The organism is Serratia sp. GW822-FHT06E05 (genome assembly GCF_058799445.1).
Window position 1 is genome coordinate 178,651 of sequence record NZ_JBXALM010000001.1, and the last position, 13,810, is coordinate 192,460.

Consider the following 13,810-nt stretch of genomic DNA (forward strand, 5'->3'; position numbering starts at 1 on the left):
TCCCAGTGATGATAACTGTAAGGAAAGTGTCAACGTCATTGGGAAGTGCCAGGAGCGTCAAGTGGAGCAGAATGATAACGGATTGTTTATCAAGCAGGAGCGCTTTGAAGTACTGGCGATTCTGCGTGAGATTTGTAAACAACGCACGCCGCTACGGGTCGTAAATGAGAAGCAGCAGTTTCAGAGTTTGTTATTGAGCGTCGGGCCGGACAACATCGTGTTTAGCGGCGATGAGGTGGATGCGACGGTTGATGGCGAATACACCATCGTGATTGAAAGCCATGATGCGAAGATCGAGTTCTCCGTAGGTCGGGCCGAATTCATCGAGCAGCAGGGCGTCAATGTCTGTTCAACCCAATTGCCGAAGCAGCTGGTTTACATCCAGCGCCGCCGTCAGTTCCGTGTGACTACCCCTCACTGGCGCCAGTTTTTGTGCAGTGGTGAATACGCCGATGGCAGTGAATATCAGCTGAGGATCCACGATCTGTCCGCCGGTGGTGTAGGGCTGCGCGTTGACGGTCCGTTACCGCCAAACCTACAGCCCGGCTTCCAGTTCAAAAAAGCGTTGTTGGATCTTGGCAGCTACGGCAGTTTCAAGGTCAATATGGAGCTGGTGGTGATCAACGACGATCACGAGCTGGATGACGACGACAACATGGTGCATTTTTCACGCCTGTCGTGCCGCTTTATGAAACTGGGTTTGGCCATGGAAAGAAAAATTCAGAGTGCAGTGTTTGCGTTTGAATTGGACTTCAACAAAAAGAAAAAACGCTAACCAAGACGCGAGGGGCAGCTGGCTGCCCCGTCACTCCAGGCCTATTTCAAGGCGCGCAGACTGCCAATTTCCTCCAGGCCGAAATGCTCCGCTTCCGCCAGAACATCACAAACTTCCCCCCCGGCGGTCACGATCGCCTCATCGAGACTTTTGCCGTGCAGCAGATGGCTGACCAGCAACGCGGCGAACATATCCCCGGTGCCTTTGACCTTTGATTGAATTCTGGGGTGGGTATAGCTTTGCACTTCGTCGTGCTTGACCAGCAGTAACCCCAGTTGATCGTCGTTTTCCGCCACGCCCGGTGCGCTGGTCACCAACACCCACTCGGTGGTGTCATTGAGCAACGCCTGTGCAGCCTGCCGCGTCTGTTCCTGAGTGGTCAGAGGGTGACCGCAAAGCTGCTCCAGTTCGAAGCCGTTAGGGGTCAGGCCATTGGCCAATTTCAGGAAGGGGGAGCGGTAGCAATCGACAATGCGCTTATCGACATAAACCCCTTCGCCGTAATCGCCCATCACCGGATCGATATAAATCTTTATCTGCGGATTGATCGCGCGCACGCGCTGTAACCAGGTATCCAGAATATGGCATTGGTCGACATTGCCCAGATAACCGACAATCACCGCCCGGGTGCGATTCATCACGCCGCGGGCCAGCAAATCCGCCAGAAAACCGCCGAACCATTCGGCGGAGATCACGCCGCCGCTGGGCGCACCGTAATAAGGGGGGCAACCGAACAGCACGCTGGGCACCTGCAGCACTTCCAGCCCCTTTTTCAACAGCGTGCGGTAGGCTATCCCGTTGCCGACGCTGCCATACACCACCTGAGATTGAATACTGATGACATCAATCTGCGGCGGCTGTAATTGAGAAATTTGTTGCATCTATCACTTCCTTGGTTCGATTTTATCCAACCAGCGCGTAAATACCTGGCGGGCGCGTTGCTCCAATTCTGTGCCGTAACGCGCGGCCTGTTGGCGCAAAAGCTGCGGCACGATGCCGGCCAGCTCAAGTTCACAGGCATGTCCCACCAGCCACCGTTCCAGATCGCGGTGATCGGCTTCCAGATGGAACTGTAGCCCAAGGGCGAAATCCTGATACTCAAATGCCTGATTAGGGCAGATATCGGTACCCGCCAGGCGGGTCGCGCCTTCGGGGATCATAAACATATCGCCGTGCCAGTGAAGCACCGGCGTGGACGCCAGTGGCGCCAGCACCGAGTCTTCATTATCCGTCAAGGTTAAGGGAGCGTAACCGATCTCTTTCACGCCAAGCGAAACGACCTCGGCACCCAGCGCCTGGGCAATCACCTGCGCGCCGAGACAGACACCGATCGTAGGCCGTTTTTGCTGGAGACGCTGGGTAACCAGTGCTAACTCATCGTTGAGAAACGCATAGTGTTGCTGGCCGGCGAAGTGTTGAGCGGCGCTGATTGGCCCGCCCAGCACCACCAGCAGGTCGGTATCCTCGTTAACGATGGTGCGGATGTCGTCACGGCCCGCGTCGAAATAATCAATCTGATAGCCACGCAATGACAGCAGTGAGCCCAGAATGCCGAGGTTTTCAAAATTCACATGTCGGATCGCGACAACTTTTTTCATTGTTGTGGTACCTCTTGGCTATGAGGGTAAGGTTCCAGTTCCAGCGTATCGCCCAGGATGGTGATGCCGCCAGTGCCGCTTTGATAAACTATCCGGCGCTCTTTGACCTGGCTGATACTCAACTGGTAGCCCTGATCGGCAGGGAACAGCGCCTGAGCCTGCTGAAGCTGATCGGCAGCCCAGGGCGTGAACATCTGCAAGCGGCCAAAGGCTTTCCCGCCCTGTTTAATATCCAGTACGTAATGTTTTTCCATCTTTACCCCTTAACTTTTCCGTTCGAAACAGGTAATCTATTTTGAACTAATACAAAAAGGTTTTATGTATGAGCTCATTGTATGCAAAAGGCGGCAGCGCTGTCCAGATTGCTGAACAGATCAGCACGCAGATAAAGCAGGGTGATCTGCAGCCGGGTGACCTGCTGCCGCCGGTGCGTCAATTGGCCGGCAAGTTGGGGGTCAACCCCAATACCGTCGCCAGCGCCTATGCCAAACTGCGTGATGCCGGTTTGGTGGCTACCCGCGGGCGTGCCGGTACTCAGGTACTTGAGCAACCTTTAATGACGGTGCGCAATGTTCGGCAAGTGCCTGAGGGGATGGGGGATTTGGCGAGTGGTAATCTGGATGCCACGCTGCTGCCGGCCCTGTCGCTGGGCACCGAAGACGTTTTCCCGCAGCAGACCGGTTATGACGTCAGCGGGGATTTACCGGCGTTATGTCGGCTTGCCGGCGACTGGCTGAGCCAGCAGGGCGCAGAGTTGCAGGAACCGGCGGTGTTTTCCGGCGCGCTGGACGCTATCGAAAAGGCGTTGCGTATCCATGCGGCGCCGGGAGCCTCGGTGTGGGTGGAAGATCCCTGCTGGCCACCGCTACTGACGCTGTTGCGGCATCTGCGGCTGAAGCCTTTGCCGTTACCGGTTGATGAACAAGGGTGCCGCTTGCCGGAAAAAGAGGCCGCACCTCTGGGAGCCGCGGTGATCCTGACGCCTCGGGCACAGAACCCGACCGGCATGTCATTAAGCGCGGGCCGGGCCGCGAGTTGGCGGGAATTTCTGTCGCAAAACCCCGGTTGTCTGGCGATCGTCGATGACTTCTGGGGACCGCTGTCGCAGCGGCCGCTGCATTTGCCCTTTACCGCAGATAATGGCCTGTATGTGTTATCGCTGAGCAAGTTCCTCAGCCCGGATCTGCGTATTGCGCTGGCCTGCGGCAAGCCGCAGCTGCTGCAGACCATGCGGGCGGATCAATACATTCGCGAGCGCTGGGTCAGCCATATCCTGCAGCAGATTGCCGTTAAACTGTGGACGCAGGCCCAGCAAGAGGGGCTGTTTGCACGGGCGCAGCAAACTTATCAGCAGCGGCGTGACGATTTGTCCGAGCGGCTGCGCGCATTGACCGGCGTGCCGGTGTCGTCGGGAGAGGGAGTGCATATCTGGTTGCCGGTGCGTTCAGAAGCCGCCGCCAGCCAAATGATGGCGCAGCGTGGCTGGCTGGTGCAGAGCGGCGAGCCCTTCCGCCTGAAAAGCGGCCCGGCGATCCGCATCAGCCTGGCTAACCTTGAGCCGGCGCAGCTGGAAACGTTGGCTCAGGATCTGGCCGTCGCCATCGGCACCGGCACCGTGGTTAACTGAATCAAACAGCATCACCCGCTAGCGCCAGCAATTGCAGAGAGGCGAGGCGGGCGGCAGGCTGGCTGATGGGGGTATCAATCACAAACTCCTCTACGCCGTACTGTTGGTGTAACTGATCCAGCTGTTGACGCACCTGCCGGGCGGTCCCCAGCAGTATGTGGCTTTCGCGCGGTTCGATACGGTAATCGGTAGCGCCGGCCTGTTGCACAAAGCTTTCCGCCTGCTCAAGACTGCCGACGGTCACGCTTTGCCCGCCGGTCACGTGGACACGATACTGCTGGATCCCAGCTGCCAGATCCTTGGCCTGGCTTTCGCTGTCGGCGACGATCGCTGCCACCGCCAACAGGGCTTTTCGACCACCGCTTTGCTCACTGTAATGAGCCAGCGCCCGTCGGATATCCTCCGGGTTGCCATTGAGATGAGCGGCAAATACGAAGGCCCAGCCGTGTTCGGCGGCCAGTTGGGCGCTTTCATTGCTGGCGCCCAGCAGAAAGCGTTGCGCCGGCTGAACCGGCTGTGGCGTTGCGCTCAGGCCGGGCTGTGCATCATCGTTCAGATAGGCATTTAGCTGCGCGAGCTGTTTAGGGAAGTCAGGCTTATTCTGCTGATCGTGCGCGGCCTGCAGCGCCTGAGTCGAGAGCGGTAGCCCGCCAGGCGCTTTTCCCACGCCCAAATCAACCCGGCCCGGTGCCAGCGTGGCCAGCAGATTGAAGTTTTCCGCCACCTTATAAGCGCTGTAATGCTGCAGCATGACGCCGCCGGAGCCGATACGGATCCGTGAGGTTTGTCCGAGCAAGTAAGCAATCAGCACTTCAGGGGAAGGGCAAGCCAGCTGCGGGGTATTGTGATGCTCCGCCAGCCAAAAACGGCGGTACCCCCAAACTTCCGCCTGCTGTACCAGATGCAGCGTGCGTTTGAGCGCCTCGGCGGCGCTTTCTCCTTCGGCAATCGGACTTTTTTCCAACACGCTCAGGGCATAAGCCATTTTCCTGTTCCTTTATCATCGATGATTGATGACAAATACCATGCAGAACACCAGCGGCGTAATATTGATTGGAGATAGGATATTCCATTGATAAAAAACGGATTTAGATATGCGCGGAGTGGTAAAGGGGCGCGTGGTTGACGCGCCCGATTCACATCAGGACTCCAGCCAGGCCTTCAGGCGAATAGCGTCGCTGTAGTGGCCGTAGCGCTGCTTTGAGCCGAGGAGGATGATCACCACCGGCTGCCCCTTGATCAGGGTTCGCATCACCAGACAGTGGCCGGCTTCGTTGGTGAAACCGGTCTTTTGCAGCTGAATTTTCCAGGCCGGATTGTTGATCAGCCCATTGGAACTGCGATAAACCAGCTGGTCCCGACCAGGACGGACGATTTGCTGCTTGTCGGTGCTGAAACGGCGAATGGTCTGATAACGGTAGGCGTGATTCACCATTTTCAGCAGATCCCTGGCGCTGGCAACGTTGCGCGGCGTCAGGCCGGTCGGATCGTAAAAACGGGCGTGTTTCATGCCGAGGCTGCGTGCTTTCTGATTCATTTTCGCCACAAAGGCTTTTCGTCCCCCGGGATAGCCGCGGCTCAACGCGGCCGCCGCACGATTTTCCGATGACATCAGGGCGATGTGCAGCATATCGCGCCGGCTGAGAATGGAGCCCAGGGTCAGGCGAGAATGGGTCTTCTTGAGCAGATCGCGGTCGGCAGGAGTGACTTTTATCGGGTTGCCCAGCGGGCGTTTGCTGTCTAATACCACCATGGCGGTCATCAATTTGCTCAGCGAAGCTATCGGCAACACGCGGTTGGCTTGTTTCTGATACAGCGTTTTACCGGTACGCTGATTGACCACCAATACCGAAGCAGAGTGAAGCGCCAGCGGCGCAGCAGCCTGCGCAGAGGGCTGAAACAACAGCAGCGTGAGAATCAAAATGACGCCGAAGCCTGAGGTGGAAAAGCGAAAAAGGGAATTCAATAAATGCATGGCAACCGTGACTATGTTCCTGACTGATGAAAAAATATCAGCAAGAGTCTGCACAGCAAATGTGGAGAAAATAAGGTGACCCTTCCGGATCTGAAAACTCGGCGGTGGCGTTCTGGCGTGAGGAGAAGGCAGGGAGGCGGCCAAGCGCCTCCCTGGCAGGGCATCAATACACTTCTGGCACGACCATATTATCCGGCACCGGGCTGCGACTGTAGTCCGGGCTGCGTTTGCGTGGTGGCAAGGTGATCACGTTGCCTTCGGCTTCTTCGTAGGGCACTTGCTTGAGCAGATGGCTGATACAGTTAAGCCGGGCCTTTTTCTTGTCGACACCCTGAACCACCCACCATGGCGCCTCAGGAATGTTAGTGCGCGCTAACATGACTTCTTTGGCCTCGGTGTAATCCTCCCAGCGTCGGCGGCTCTCCAAATCCATTGGGCTGAGCTTCCACTGCTTGAGCGGATCGTGAATGCGACTGAGGAAACGCAGTTCCTGCTCATCGTCGGTGATCGAGAACCAATACTTGACGATTTGAATGCCGCTGCGCGTCAGCATCTTTTCGAACTCCGGTACGCTGCGGAAAAACTCTTCGTATTCCTCGTCGTTGCAAAAGCCCATCACTTTTTCCACTCCGGCACGGTTGTACCAGCTGCGATCGAACAACACCATTTCGCCGGCGGCCGGCAGGTGGGCGATATAGCGCTGGAAGTACCACTGGGTACGTTCGCGATCGTTGGGGGCGGGCAGCGCGGCCACACGGCAGGTACGCGGGTTCAAACGTTGGGTGATGCGTTTGATCACACCGCCCTTGCCGGCGGCATCGCGGCCTTCAAAGATGATCACCAGACGGTGGCCGGTACGCATCACCCAGTCCTGCAGTTTGACCAATTCACCCTGCAGTCGCAGCAATTCGCGAAAATACTGTTTGCGCCAGGCTTTTTTCTGGTCGCTGTCCACCTCGGCGTCGTCAAAGCGCAGGTCGTCCAGTTCCATTTCCAGCTCTTCGTCATAGCTGTCGTAGAATTCCTGCAGCAGGCGCTGGTTGAAGGTGTCGTCGTGATTAAATTCATGCATAGCCATAGTTGATTCTCCGTGTTAGCCCGGTTTTAAAAATGGGTGAAGATCCAGTAGAGCCCGGCGGAAAGCAGCACCGAGGCCGGCAACGTCAACACCCAGGCCATCAGCAGATTGCGTAGGGTGGACATTTGCAGGCCGGAGCGGTTGGCCGCCATGGTCCCGGCAATGCCGGATGAAAGAACGTGGGTGGTGGAAACCGGCAGGCCGAAGGCGTCCGCCGCCCCGATAGTGGTCATCGCCACCAGCTCGGCACTGGCGCCCTGCGCATAGGTAAGGTGGCTTTTGCCGATCTTCTCTCCCACGGTGACCACGATGCGCCGCCAGCCGACCATGGTGCCCAGCCCAAGCGCTATCGCCACCACCACCTTGACCCAGAACGGAATAAAGCGGGTGGCGCTGTCCAGTTCGCCTTTCAGCGCGTCCAGATTGCGTTGCGAGTCAGCGGGGATCTGAAGTTGTTTTTCCGTCTTCAGGTGCTTAATGACCTCCGACGTCAGGTACATATCATTTCGGGTGTTGGATACTGCCTGCGCAGGGATTTTGTCGACCGAACCGTACTGGCGAATTTGATCGCCGATGGCGCCGGTCAGTTGGGCCAGGGCAGGCACCACCTCCGGCGTCAACTCGCTGGTGCGAACATAGCCGGTGAGGACTTCACGCGCAGGAACCTGACTGACCGCTGGGAACTGTTGCAGCAGTTGGTTTTTTGTCACTTCCGCCAATGCCGCTACGCGGGGGATTTGCTCCGGCGGCATCGAACGGTTCAGCGCATAGGCAATCGGCATGGTACCGACCAGGATCAGCATGATCAGGCCCATGCCTTTTTGCCCGTCATTGGAGCCGTGAGCAAAGGAAACGCCGGTACAGGTGAGGATCAGCAGGCTGCGGATCCACAACGGCGGCGGCGAGTCATTTTTGGGGGCGGTATACAACTGACGGTTTTTAACAAAGACCTTCAGCGCCAGCAGCAGCAAGGCGGCAAATACGAAGCCGATCACCGGTGAAAGCAGCAGGGCATACCCCACTTTAATGGCTTGCCCCCAGTCGACGCCGCTGGTGCCGGTGCGGCCGTGGATCAGGGCATTAGCCACCCCTACGCCGATGATCGAGCCTATCAAGGTATGCGATGATGACGCAGGCAGCCCCAGCCACCAGGTGCCGAGGTTCCAGATAATCGCCGAGAACAGCAGGGCGTAGACCATGGCGAACCCGTTGCCGGTACCGGCCTGCAAGATCAGTTCAACCGGCAGCAGCGAAATGATGCCGAAGGCCACCACGCCGCTGGAGAGCAAAACGCCGAGAAAATTAAAGAACCCCGACCAAACCACGGCCACCATCGGCGACAAGGAATGGGTATAAATCACGGTGGCTACCGCATTGGCGGTATCGTGGAAACCATTAACGAATTCAAAGCCGAGCGCGATCAATAACGCCATTCCTAATAAAAGAAACGGAACGTAACTGGTATAAACCGCGCCGGCATCGCTGACGTCGTTAAATAGATTTACGCCAGCAAAAGCTATCCCCAGCACTAATAATAAAATAAAAAAAAGAACAGTGAGTCGACTGTTCTTTTGGTAGATTTTTGGCAGGCTTGACGCAGATGGCGCACCCGCTTGAACGGCGCTGTTATCGCTCATAAAGGACCTTCCCGATAGGCTTCATTAGATTTCTGACGGTGCTGTACGGTGTTGCCATCAAAGTATTGGGAAATAATGTGACTTTTTTATGACGTTAATATTAATCATCGGGAACAGTGAAAATAATTAACGTTGGCATTTAAAGGTTGATATAAAGACTGAGATTGATTAATTCATGCGTGCGGTTATTCGGGACAAAGGTTTATGGCTCAAACGGTTGCGGAAAAATTACACAAACTTGATTTTGACGATGAGGTCACCGGGCTGATTTACGGCCACGTTTTTCGTACGTCAGAGCCACCGCAGCGGGTCTCTTCGCAGCAGGCCTGCCAGGCCTATCAGACGCTGTCGCCGGGGGAGGGATTTATCTGGCTGCATCTCAACCTGAATCATGCCGCGGCGGAAAAATGGCTAAAAAACCACTTCGAGATTTCTGAGTTTTTCTTTGACGAGATCCGCCACGGTTCTCATACCACGCGCATAGAGCGTCAGGGAGAAGATCTGTTCGCGGTGCTCAACGACGTAATCTTCCACCCGAAAGAGAACAACCCGGAGATTGCGACGCTATGGCTGTATTGCCGTAGCGGCCTGGTGGTCACGGTGCGGCACAAACCGCTGCGTTTGATTGAGCGGCTGCTGGGGCGACTGGGGCCGCTGCAGTTGGCGTCTTCTACCGAATTGCTGGCGCATTTGCTGGAAGAGCAGGAAGAGGTGCTGGAGCAGGTGGTGCGGCAGGCCAACCAGTACGTCGATACCATTGAAGATCGCCTGCTGAGCAACCATGTGAAACGCAACCGCACCGAACTGGGCAGAATGCGCCGTATGCTGCTGCGTTTTCAGCGTCTGCTGGCGCCGGAGCCCGCGGCGCTGTTTCGTTTGCTGAACCGGCCACCGACCTGGCTGAGCCGGGACGTGGTACAGGATCTGCGGCAATTTACCGAAGAGTTCACGGTGGTGCTAAACGATCTCGCCAGCTTGACCGAACGCATTCGCTTGTTACAGGAAGAGATAGGCGCCAAGCAGATGGAACAGAACAACCGCACGCTTTACACCCTGACGGTGATCACCGTGTTGGCACTGCCAATCAATATCGTCGCCGGTTTCTTTGGCATGAACGTGGGGGGGATCCCGCTGGCCAGCAACCACCACGGCTTTGTTTTGCTGGTGTTGCTGGTCGGCGGCTTTACGCTGGTTACCGGCTATCTGGCTTTCAGACGCCGGGATGAAGGCTGATCACAGTCTGGCCCGGTACTCTTCTTCCAGGCGAGTGTGAGTGCTCCAGAACGGCTGCGGCTGACGATTGTGCAGACGATCGACCAGGATATCCAGGTGGGTATGCCAGCCCCCGGCCACGCTGAGCATTTCATCACGGTTGGCCAGGCGACGGTGGGTGACCGTCAGCAGCACGGCTTTGCCCTGTTCGGTCAGTTCGAAGGTCACCTCGGAAGGGCGGCTTTGCCCCTGTTCAGCCCAGGTAAAACTCAGCAGCCGCGGTGGGAAAAGGCAGGTGATATGGCCGACGTTGCTGACGCTGCAGCTTAGGTGCTTATATTTGGCCGGCGTTTGCTCGTGTTCGCCGGTCAGATCGGAATTGCGAAACACCAGCTCTACCTGGGCGCCGTTTTCCAGCTTCATTTCGCCGGCGGCCAACCAGGTGGCGCGTTTGTCGGATTCCGTCAGATAGGCCCAGACCCGTTCGATAGGGCCGGGCAGCAGCCGCTGAATACGCAGCGTGCCAGTTTCAATAATCATGCCGTAGTCGTTCATGGTTCACTCCTTGGGAGGATTCGGTTCCGGTTGCAGCAGCGCTATTTCCAGCGCGTCCAGCCGCTCAGTCCAGAAATGCTCGTAGGTTTGCAGCCATTGCATGGCCTGCGCCATAGGCTCGGGTTCAAGCCGGCAGATATGGTTTCTTCCCTGCACGGTACGCTGCACCAGCCCAGCAAGCTCCAGTGCTTTGATATGCTTGGAAGCGCCGGCAAACGACATCTGCAACGGCGCAGCCAGTTCGCCAATGCTGTGCTCGCCACCGGCCAACGACCGCAATATTGCGCGGCGTGTCGGATCGGAGAGCGCATGGAAAATGGCGTCCAGCTGTGAGGAAGATAATTTAACCATATGGTTGAATATAGAACAGGCAGGCTAATATTCAACCAGTTTGTTGAATATTTTTTCTGGCTCCGACAAACAGGCCGGAGCCAGGGGATCAGGCGTGAGTTTGCGCCAATATGGCATTGAGCAACACGTTGGCACCGGCGGTCGACCACGCCGGGGAGATGTTTTCCAGTTCGTTGTGGCTGATGCCGTCCACGCAGGGGATAAATATCATCGCCGTAGGGGCTACCCGGTTCAGGTAACAGGCGTCATGACCGGCACCGGAAACCATATCCCGGTGCGAATAGCCCAGGGTCTTGGCGGCCTGCCGCACGCTGTCGATACAAGCTGGATCAAAACGTATCGGCTGATATTGGAATATACGCTCGGCATGGGCATTTAGCCCATCGACGCCCACTTCGGCCACCGCAGCCAGCAAACGTTGTTCCATCTGCGCCAATACTGCCTCTTGCGGGTGGCGGAACTCGACGCTGAAAAACACCTTGCTCGGCACCACGTTGCGGGAGTTGGGTGTGATTTGCGCCATACCTACCGTGGCACGGGCATCCGGCATAAAGTCGTTACCGATATCATTGACCGCCTTGACCATGGCGGCGAAGCCGAGCAGGGCGTCGCGCCGTCTATCCATCGGCGTCGTACCCGCATGGGCGCTGAACCCGGTGATCTCCAGTTCATACCAGCGCTGCCCCTGTGCGGCGGTCACCACGCCAATCTCAATGTTTTCCGCTTCGAGGATCGGCCCTTGCTCAATGTGCAGCTCAAAGGCGGCGTGAATCGGCGTGTTGCCCACCGGATGCTCACCGGCGTAGCCGATTTGCTGCAAGGCTTCGCCGATGCTGGTGCCCTGTGCATCCTGGCGCGACAGGCCGTATTCAAGCTCGAACACGCCGGCAAATACCCCAGAAGAGATCATTGCCGGCGCAAAGCGTGCGCCTTCTTCATTCGTCCAGTTAATGACTTCCACCGCACGTTCGGTTGCGATTTGTCGATCGTTCAGGGTGCGGATCACCTCCAGCCCGGCCAGCACGCCGTAAATGCCGTCGAAACGGCCGCCGTTGGGCTGGGAGTCAACGTGGGAGCCGGTGACCACCGGGGCCAGATCCGGGCGAGTGCCTTCACGGCGCAGGAACATATTGCCCATGCGGTCGATGCGTACGCTGCAGCCGGCCTCCAGGGCCCACTCGCGCAGCTGGTTGCGCGCCATGCGGTCTTCTTCGCTCAGGGCCAACCGGGTCACGCCGTCTTTCGGGATAGCCCCGAACTGCGCCATGTCGAGCAGGCTTTGCCACAGGCGTTCTCCGTTTACTCGATGCGTCACTTTTTTTCTCCCTGCGCTTTGGCGGCATAGCGAAAATCGCAGCAGGGCGCGCCGGACATGATGGTCTGGGTGCGCTGCAGTTCGACGTCGGGCGCGTAGCCGACGATAAACTGGCTGTCGCGCGCGCAGGACAGCAGATGGCCGATCTCACCCAGCCCCATCTGATGGTACATCTCGGCATAGCGACAGCGGGTGACGTCATAGTCAAAATGCTGCTCGTCCTGGTAGATCACCTTCACCTGCAGCGCATCGTCTTTTTCCCACAGGTACTGCAAGGCGGCGAAACTTTGCAAATCCGCGCCATTCGGCTCCTGCGCGGCGAAGTTTTTGCCGGCTTCAATGGCGGCATTTTCAATTGCCTCGCCAATCACCGCCTGTGCGCGCTCTTTGCCGATCTCGCGCACCAGGATCTGGTAGATCGGTTTGATGATTTCCGCTTCTATGCGGCGCCGTGCCAGAATACCCAACTCGTTTTTTGCATCGCTCATCACCTTGCTCCTCATTGCTTGCGGATTTTTATTGTTTTTTTGCGCCGCCCAATACGGTCTGCGGTTGCCATTTGCCGTCAACCACCCGGTACAGGGTGAAGCTCGGCTGTTGCAGGTTGCCCTGCGAATCGAATGCAATGGTGCCGGTGACGCCTTGATAATGAATGGCTCGCAGCTTCGGCAGATAATCGGCCGGATCGGCGGATCCTGCCTGCTCGATGGCGGCAATCAGTACCCGAGTGGCGTCGTAGGCGAACGGCGCATGCAGTTCGATATGGGTTTTATAGCGGTCGCGATAGGCCTGCTCAAAGGCTTTGCCGCCGGGCATATGCTCCAGCGGTAAGCCAGGCTCCAGGGCCACAACGCCTTCACCTTCTTTCTGTGCCAGCGTCAGGAAGGTCTGGCTAACGAAGCCGCCGGCCCCCATCAGCGGGGTGTTCATGCCCAACTGTTTGATACGGCGCGCCAGCGGCGCTGCCTGTGAGTCGACGCCGCCGAAGAAGATCAAATCGGCGTTCTTGCTGCGCACGGTGGTCAGCACCGCGCTGAAGTCGACGGTCTTGTCGTCGACATATTCACGCGCCACCGGCTGGATACCCTGAGCCGCCAACGACTTGATGAATTCATCCGCCAGTCCTTGCCCGAACGCGGTGCGGTCGTCAATCACCGCAATGCGCTTGGCTTTTAGCTGTGTGACGGCATAGATCCCGGCGTAATTGCCGCCATCGTCGTCATGGCCCATGACGCGGAAGCTGGTATCAAACCCTTGTTGAGTATAGCCATGGCCGGTGGCGACCGGCGCAACCTGGGCAATACCGGCGTCGTGGTAAATACGCGCCGCAGGAATGCTGGTGCCGGTGTTCCAATGGCCGACCACACCGACCACGCCTTCGTCGACCAGACGTTGCGCCACCGCGACGGCGGTGCGCGGATCGGATTGATCGTCTTCGGACAACAATTTAAAGGTGACCGCTTTACCGTTCAGCGTGGGTTTCTGGGCATTGGCATCGGCGATCGCCAACTGAGCGCCGTTCTCCAAATCTTTGCCGATACGGGCGGAAGGGCCGGTTAAAGGACCGGCCAGGCCGATCAGAATGGTTTCATCGGCCAGCGCCGACGAGGCGGCACCCAGGCTGACCAGAATAGCGGCGGCCAACGCCAGCGGCTTGAAGCGAGTTATGTTGTGCATGTAAAACTCC

General features: G+C 57.5%; 15 protein-coding genes. 3 read left to right on the forward strand and 12 right to left on the reverse strand.

What is annotated here, in order from left to right:
* The first annotated feature begins 61 nt into the window (after positions 1 to 61).
* On the forward strand, positions 62 to 775 hold the full coding sequence (locus tag AC1RKC_RS00800) for a flagellar brake protein (RefSeq protein WP_020827036.1): 714 nt from the start codon (positions 62 to 64) through the stop codon (positions 773 to 775).
* 41 nt (positions 776 to 816) lie between these two features.
* On the opposite strand, the gene pdxY is transcribed toward AC1RKC_RS00800, so the two are convergent.
* Genes pdxY through AC1RKC_RS00815 form a run of 3 tightly spaced genes read right to left on the reverse strand, consistent with a single transcriptional unit; the run spans position 817 to position 2,627 of the window.
* Positions 817 to 1,656, reverse strand: coding sequence for a pyridoxal kinase (gene pdxY, locus AC1RKC_RS00805; protein WP_187961359.1), 840 nt, complete (start codon positions 1,654 to 1,656; stop codon positions 817 to 819).
* Between the two features lie 3 nt (positions 1,657 to 1,659).
* Positions 1,660 to 2,373 (reverse strand): glutamine amidotransferase, encoded by a 714-nt coding sequence (locus AC1RKC_RS00810; RefSeq protein ID WP_046373448.1) that lies wholly within the window; start codon positions 2,371 to 2,373, stop codon positions 1,660 to 1,662.
* Positions 2,370 to 2,627: a hypothetical protein gene (locus AC1RKC_RS00815; protein WP_258089620.1), complete on the reverse strand. Its 258-nt coding sequence runs from the start codon at positions 2,625 to 2,627 to the stop codon at positions 2,370 to 2,372. Before AC1RKC_RS00815 ends, AC1RKC_RS00810 begins: the two co-directional genes overlap by 4 nt.
* A gap of 68 nt (positions 2,628 to 2,695) precedes the next feature.
* Here AC1RKC_RS00815 and AC1RKC_RS00820 point away from each other — a divergent pair, with 68 nt between their 5' ends.
* On the forward strand, positions 2,696 to 4,000 hold the full coding sequence (locus tag AC1RKC_RS00820; protein ID WP_493092239.1) for an aminotransferase class I/II-fold pyridoxal phosphate-dependent enzyme: 1,305 nt from the start codon (positions 2,696 to 2,698) through the stop codon (positions 3,998 to 4,000).
* A 1-nt stretch (position 4,001) separates the two neighbouring features.
* On the opposite strand, the gene AC1RKC_RS00825 is transcribed toward AC1RKC_RS00820, so the two are convergent.
* From AC1RKC_RS00825 to AC1RKC_RS00840, 4 genes are all read right to left on the reverse strand, one after another.
* The gene (locus tag AC1RKC_RS00825) at positions 4,002 to 4,985 is read right to left on the reverse strand and encodes an MsnO8 family LLM class oxidoreductase (protein WP_048758770.1); all 984 of its coding nucleotides are present in this window, start codon (positions 4,983 to 4,985) and stop codon (positions 4,002 to 4,004) included.
* A gap of 156 nt (positions 4,986 to 5,141) precedes the next feature.
* Entirely contained in the window at positions 5,142 to 5,975 is an 834-nt protein-coding gene (pbpG, locus tag AC1RKC_RS00830) for a D-alanyl-D-alanine endopeptidase (RefSeq protein ID WP_493092238.1), read from the reverse strand.
* 163 nt (positions 5,976 to 6,138) lie between these two features.
* On the reverse strand, positions 6,139 to 7,053 hold the full coding sequence (ppk2, locus tag AC1RKC_RS00835) for a polyphosphate kinase 2 (RefSeq protein ID WP_048758773.1): 915 nt from the start codon (positions 7,051 to 7,053) through the stop codon (positions 6,139 to 6,141).
* Between the two features lie 26 nt (positions 7,054 to 7,079).
* Positions 7,080 to 8,690: an inorganic phosphate transporter gene (locus tag AC1RKC_RS00840; RefSeq protein WP_020827028.1), complete on the reverse strand. Its 1,611-nt coding sequence runs from the start codon at positions 8,688 to 8,690 to the stop codon at positions 7,080 to 7,082.
* Between the two features lie 204 nt (positions 8,691 to 8,894).
* On the opposite strand from AC1RKC_RS00840, the gene AC1RKC_RS00845 reads away from it, so the two are divergent.
* A complete protein-coding gene (locus AC1RKC_RS00845) occupies positions 8,895 to 9,923 on the forward strand; it encodes a transporter (RefSeq protein ID WP_020827027.1) in 1,029 nt (342 codons plus the stop codon).
* On the opposite strand, the gene AC1RKC_RS00850 is transcribed toward AC1RKC_RS00845, so the two are convergent.
* From AC1RKC_RS00850 to AC1RKC_RS00870, 5 genes are all read right to left on the reverse strand, one after another.
* Entirely contained in the window at positions 9,924 to 10,457 is a 534-nt protein-coding gene (locus AC1RKC_RS00850) for an SRPBCC family protein (protein WP_046373455.1), read from the reverse strand.
* Positions 10,458 to 10,460: 3 nt separating this feature from the next.
* Complete coding sequence (locus AC1RKC_RS00855) at positions 10,461 to 10,808, reverse strand: ArsR/SmtB family transcription factor (RefSeq protein ID WP_020827025.1); 348 nt, start codon at positions 10,806 to 10,808, stop codon at positions 10,461 to 10,463.
* 88 nt (positions 10,809 to 10,896) lie between these two features.
* Positions 10,897 to 12,123, reverse strand: coding sequence for a Zn-dependent hydrolase (locus tag AC1RKC_RS00860; RefSeq protein ID WP_234529200.1), 1,227 nt, complete (start codon positions 12,121 to 12,123; stop codon positions 10,897 to 10,899).
* Entirely contained in the window at positions 12,120 to 12,611 is a 492-nt protein-coding gene (locus AC1RKC_RS00865; RefSeq protein ID WP_234529201.1) for an L-2-amino-thiazoline-4-carboxylic acid hydrolase, read from the reverse strand. Before AC1RKC_RS00865 ends, AC1RKC_RS00860 begins: the two co-directional genes overlap by 4 nt.
* Positions 12,612 to 12,639: 28 nt before the next feature.
* The gene (locus AC1RKC_RS00870) at positions 12,640 to 13,800 is read right to left on the reverse strand and encodes a branched-chain amino acid ABC transporter substrate-binding protein (RefSeq protein WP_261158924.1); all 1,161 of its coding nucleotides are present in this window, start codon (positions 13,798 to 13,800) and stop codon (positions 12,640 to 12,642) included.
* Positions 13,801 to 13,810: the final 10 nt, after the last annotated feature.

Excerpts from the sequence above, each read along its gene's own strand:
- AC1RKC_RS00850 (WP_046373455.1), bottom strand. The coding sequence starts at position 10,457 with ATGAACGACTACGGCATGATTATTGAAACTGGCACGCTGCGTATTCAG.
- pbpG (WP_493092238.1), bottom strand. The coding sequence starts at position 5,975 with ATGCATTTATTGAATTCCCTTTTTCGCTTTTCCACCTCAGGCTTCGGC.
- AC1RKC_RS00865 (WP_234529201.1), bottom strand. The coding sequence starts at position 12,611 with ATGAGCGATGCAAAAAACGAGTTGGGTATTCTGGCACGGCGCCGCATA.
- AC1RKC_RS00855 (WP_020827025.1), bottom strand. The coding sequence starts at position 10,808 with ATGGTTAAATTATCTTCCTCACAGCTGGACGCCATTTTCCATGCGCTC.
- ppk2 (WP_048758773.1), bottom strand. The coding sequence starts at position 7,053 with ATGGCTATGCATGAATTTAATCACGACGACACCTTCAACCAGCGCCTG.
- AC1RKC_RS00845 (WP_020827027.1), top strand. The coding sequence starts at position 8,895 with ATGGCTCAAACGGTTGCGGAAAAATTACACAAACTTGATTTTGACGAT.
- AC1RKC_RS00825 (WP_048758770.1), bottom strand. The coding sequence starts at position 4,985 with ATGGCTTATGCCCTGAGCGTGTTGGAAAAAAGTCCGATTGCCGAAGGA.
- AC1RKC_RS00810 (WP_046373448.1), bottom strand. The coding sequence starts at position 2,373 with ATGAAAAAAGTTGTCGCGATCCGACATGTGAATTTTGAAAACCTCGGC.
- AC1RKC_RS00870 (WP_261158924.1), bottom strand. The coding sequence starts at position 13,800 with ATGCACAACATAACTCGCTTCAAGCCGCTGGCGTTGGCCGCCGCTATT.
- AC1RKC_RS00820 (WP_493092239.1), top strand. The coding sequence starts at position 2,696 with ATGAGCTCATTGTATGCAAAAGGCGGCAGCGCTGTCCAGATTGCTGAA.
- AC1RKC_RS00815 (WP_258089620.1), bottom strand. The coding sequence starts at position 2,627 with ATGGAAAAACATTACGTACTGGATATTAAACAGGGCGGGAAAGCCTTT.
- AC1RKC_RS00840 (WP_020827028.1), bottom strand. The coding sequence starts at position 8,690 with ATGAGCGATAACAGCGCCGTTCAAGCGGGTGCGCCATCTGCGTCAAGC.
- pdxY (WP_187961359.1), bottom strand. The coding sequence starts at position 1,656 with ATGCAACAAATTTCTCAATTACAGCCGCCGCAGATTGATGTCATCAGT.